The organism is Pseudomonas sp. RL_5y_Pfl2_73 (assembly GCF_963970515.1).
Classification (GTDB): Bacteria; Pseudomonadota; Gammaproteobacteria; order Pseudomonadales; family Pseudomonadaceae; genus Aquipseudomonas.
Window position 1 is genome coordinate 1 of the sequence record NZ_CAXAPD010000070.1, and the last position, 4483, is coordinate 4483.

The 4483-nt window shown below is 64.0% G+C and carries 3 protein-coding genes; all 3 read right to left on the bottom strand.

From position 1 onward, the window contains the following. Nucleotides 1-2882: DUF6531 domain-containing protein (locus AACY42_RS27960; RefSeq protein ID WP_339483730.1), on the bottom strand; the 2882-nt coding region annotated here is incomplete at its 3' end. A 361-nt stretch (nt 2883-3243) separates the two neighbouring features. Then, nucleotides 3244-3678 (bottom strand): DcrB-related protein, encoded by a 435-nt coding sequence (locus tag AACY42_RS27965; protein ID WP_339483731.1) that lies wholly within the window; start codon nt 3676-3678, stop codon nt 3244-3246. Between the two features lie 18 nt (nt 3679-3696). Continuing rightward, a partial coding sequence (gene tssI / locus AACY42_RS27970; protein WP_339483732.1) for a type VI secretion system tip protein TssI/VgrG occupies nt 3697-4483 on the bottom strand: 787 nt, incomplete at its 5' end.

Below are 4483 nucleotides of genomic sequence, written 5' to 3' on the forward strand. Positions count from 1 at the left end.
ATCAGGTTGCCGAGTTCGTCGTAGTGGTGTTGCAGGCTGCCGGCGGCGCTGTTTTCGGCGAGCAACTGGCCGAGGGCGTCGTAGGCGAAGCTCAGGGTTTGCGCGTTGCCTTGCAGGTCGGTGAAGGTGACGGCGGTGAGTTGGTCCAGCGGGTCGTAGAGGTATTCAGTGCGGCCATCGTCGGTGACTTTAGCGATCAGCCGGCCCACGGCGTCGCGTTCCAGGCGATGGACGATGGGCGCCGGCGGTGTTTCGGGAATGAGCGCCAGGCCCGTGCCGTACGGCGCAGGCATCGCCGTCACCGCCGCGACGTTGTCGAGGCGGTCGTAGTCGTAGCGCTTGGCGCTGCCGTCCAGGTCCTGTTGTTCGATCAACCGATCCCCGATATCCCAAGCAAACCGGTAGCTCTCGCCATTCTCGTTAGTCAGCGCTTGCAGCCGGCCGAAGCTGTCGTAGGCGAACTGCACTTGCCGGCCCTGGGCGTCGGTGCGTTGGCGGACCTGGCCGCGGCGGTTGTGTTGGTAGCGCGTGGTGTGCCCGGTCGGGTCGGTGTAGCCGATGAGTTGGCCGGCGGTGTCGCGCTGGTAGTGTTCGGTGCGGCCGTCCGGCAATTGGCTGCCGAGCAGACGCCCCTGGGCGTCGTAGCGCAATTGGGTGCGCTCGCCGAGGGCGTCGGTGATGGTCTGCAGGTAGCCGCGCGCGTCGTAGCTGAAACGCGTCGGGTAACCCGAGCAATCGACGTGTTCCACCAATTGGCCGAACGGGTTCCAGCGCAGCTTTTTGCTTTTGCCGGTGGCGTCGATGATCTCCACGACCTGGCCGTGGGCGTCGTGGCGGTAGCGGGTGACATGGCCCAGCGGGTCGGTTTCCGCGGTGCAGTTGCCGCGTTGATCGTAGCGGTATTTCCAGCTGTGGCCGGCGGCGTCGGTGTCCACCAGCGGCAGGGCCCAGTGTTCGAGCCAGAGGGTGGATTCGCTGCGGCCCAACGGGTCGGTTTCGCTGATCAGGTTGCCGGCGTCGTCGTAGCTGAATTGATACTGGCCGCCCTGTGGGTCGGTGGCGCTGAGCAACTGGCGCTCATCGTTCCATTCGAACAGCCAGGTCTGGCCGAGGTTGTCAGTGGACTGGGTGATCTGGTGCTGACTGTTCCAGTGCCGGGTGCTGACGCGTTGCAGGCTGTCGCTGATGCGGGTGATGCCGGCCTTGAGGTCATAGTCGAACTGGTAGGCGTCGCCTTCGTCGGTCCAGTGGCGGACCACGCGCCATTCCTGGTCTTCGATCAGGGCCCATTCGTAGAAGCAGTGCAGGCCGCTGGGTAACTGGTGCTCGACCATTCGTTGCCCGGCGTCGTAGCTGAAGCGCCGTTGCACCTGGCCGGTGGCGTCGCGCACTTCGGCGAGGGTGTTGGCTGCGTCGTAGGCGTAGCTGACCAGCACTTCCCGCGTTTGATCGGCGTAGAGGCGCTCGATGTGGGTGACGCGTTCGCCTGCGCGGATCAGCTCGACGTGCACCAGGTCGAAGGTGTCGCGCAGCCGCGCCAGGCGTCCTGCATCGTCGTAGTCGAGGTGGATGCGGTTGTCGTTGCGGTCGCCCAGTTGGCTCAGGCGCAGGTGCGAAGGGTTGGCTGGCGAAGGTTCGAACAAGCGGTACAGGCCGTCTTCGCTTTCGATCAGCAATTGTCCGTTCAAATGGCGGCGCACGGCCAGGCCTTCGCCAGCGCTGAACACCGCGCCGCCCAAGGGGATGGAGCCCATGTCGATGGGCCGGCCCTGTTCGTCGGTGTAGATCAGGGTTTCGCCGCCGTCCGGGTGCGGGAGAATGTCGACGCAAACTTCGTAGGCGACGCTCCAGCCGGCGCCGAACAGGCTGTCGTGGCGTTCGTCGCGGCTGTTGTACACGCGTTGCCAGTCAATCGGCAGGATGCCGGGCAAGACGAAATCCAGGTCCTCGTCACCGCCCAATACTTTGGCGCCCGTGGCGGCATGCACCGGGTTCGACGAACCCATGGCGGCGTTGGCGGCTGCGTTCGCCGCGCTGCTGGCGGCCATGGACACCGCGCCACCCACCAGCATGCATGGCAGTTTGCTGAAGAACTTGCCCTTGCTGCCCTTGAGCATCAGCAGCGCGGTGACCGCCAGGCCCACGCCGGGTGTCTTGCCGCTGCGGATCTCGCGCACCACCACCGAGCCACCACCAATGGTTACGTTGGGCGAAATCAACCCGGCCGACACCACGGTCGCGTCGCAGGTGCTGCGGTCGCCGCTGCGCACGGCGGGCTGGCCGTTGATGGTGACCTTGTCCGAACCTTCGGCCATGAACTGCGGCGGCATGGGTGGGTGCTTGGTGCAGATGACCAGGTCTTCCGGCTTGGGCACCGCGCCAGGGGCGGGGGTTGCGACGGTGGGGCGCCACATCTGCGAGAAGAAATTCCCGGCCATGTCCAGGTAGCTGGGTTCTTCTTCAGGCTCGGGGGCTTCAAGCTCGGTGCCGGCCGGGGCGACATGGGATTCAATCGCCCCGGCGGCGCGGGCCGAGGGGATGTTGTTGGTGAAGGTGTCCTTGGAGCCGGTGAGGATGTTGGCCTGCACCGTGGGCGGAAAGAGGGCGTTGCCGATGCCCTCGCATAGGTTACTCAGGCCTTTGTCGGCCCCGGTCTTGCTCATGGCCAGGCCGACGATGGTGCCCACCACCAAGCCCAGGACGAAGCAACCCAGGCCGCCGGTCACCACGGTGATGCCGGTGGCGGCGACCACGGCGGCAGTCGCCAGGGCGGTGATTGCGATGTTGGCCGCCACCTCCAAGACGCCGCCGAGGATGTCGGCCATCATTGAGGTGTGGTTGAGTGCATCGCCCAGGCGGGCGGCCCAGAGCGCGTCAGACATGCAGGTCGCTCAGGTGGCTGATGAGAGTGTGTTCAAGCAATTTGATGCCTTCCATTGCGCCTGTTGTCCTTGTGGGTTACGGCATGCTCATTGATGCCATTTCTGGCGCTTGATCCGCTTCGGTTTGTCCCTGTGGGAGCGAGCCTGCTCGCGATGACGTCTGACCAGTCAACATCACTAGCGTCTGACCCACCGCTATCGCGAGCAGGCTCGCTCCCACATTTTGATCGGTGATGCCTTCCACTTCCCGGTCACCACCAACCCCCTGTGGGAGCGAGCTTGCTCGCGATGAGGCCTTTTCAGTCAACACTCATCAGTGGCTGGGCCACCGCTATCGCGAGCAAGCTCGCTCCCACAAGGGTCAGGGTTGGGTGTCGAATACCAGCGAACCCTTGATCGTCGCCCAATGCGCGGCTTCGGCATCGCCCAGCTTCTCGGCTTTCACATAGCTCAGGGCAAGCATCTTGCGGGTGCCGGGCAGTACCAGGGCGAGCTGATATTGGAAGACCTTCTCGTTGCCCTTGTTGAACTGGCTGCGCAGTTCGATGGCTTCGACTTCCTGCTTGGCGCCCACGTGCACGGTGGCGCCCGGTTGGCAGCGCAGTTGCTGGACCTGTTTTTCCAAGCGCTTGAGTTGGTCGTCGAGGTTGCTTTGCAGGGTCTCGCCCTCGGCCAGCAGGCTGCGGCTGACGATCAAGGAGGTGCCCAGCTCAGGGAACTTGAGGATGTTGATCGTCGCGTCCAGCAACTCGCTTGGCGGCAGCTGGAGCTGGAATTCATTGAGGCGGTAAGTCATGGCGCATAAATCTCGAAGTTAGCCCTTGGGGAACGCGGCGTTGATGTTGGCGTCGATGCTGCCCTTGACGCCTTGGCCATCGGGCGTGGCACCGGGGCCGCCGCCGTTGTTCAGGTGCAGCACCCCGCCGGTGTTGAACTCGGCATCGCCGCTGGCGTAGAAGCTGATCTGCACGCCGGTCAGGTTGATCTGGCCGCTGGCGTTGAGCTCCAGGATGCTTTCGCCGCACACCAGGCGCAGGTTTTCGCCCACTTCAATCACGTAGCTCTGGCTGATGCTGTCGGTCTTGCGCAGGCCCACCGAGAGGATGTCCTCCTGCTTGACGATGCGCAGGCGGTTGTTGCCGATGGTCACCGTTTCGTTGTGGCCGATACTCTTGTTGCGGTCATGGCCCACCGAATGGCTCTCGTCAACCTCGACCACGATGTCCTGGTTGCGCTCGGCATGGATGTACAGCTGCTCGGCGCCTTTCTTGTCTTCCATGCGGATTTCGTTGAAGTTCGCCGGCGTGCCGCCCTTGCTCGAACGGCTTTTCATGCCGCTCTGGGTCGCGTTATCTGGCAGGTCGTAGGGCACGGTCTGCTCGGCGTTGTAGACGCGGCCGGTGATGATCGGCCGGTCCGGGTCGCCCTCGAGAAAACTCACAATCACTTCCTGGCCAATGCGTGGGATCTGCATCGAGCCCCAGTTCTTGCCGGCCCAGGATTGCGACACCCGGATCCAGCACGAGCTGTTCTCGTTGGATTGGTCGTGACGGTCCCAGTAGAAGTGCACCTTCACCCGGCCAAACTGATCGGTCCAGATT

Excerpts from the sequence above, each read along its gene's own strand:
- AACY42_RS27965 (WP_339483731.1), bottom strand. The coding sequence starts at position 3,678 with ATGACTTACCGCCTCAATGAATTCCAGCTCCAGCTGCCGCCAAGCGAG.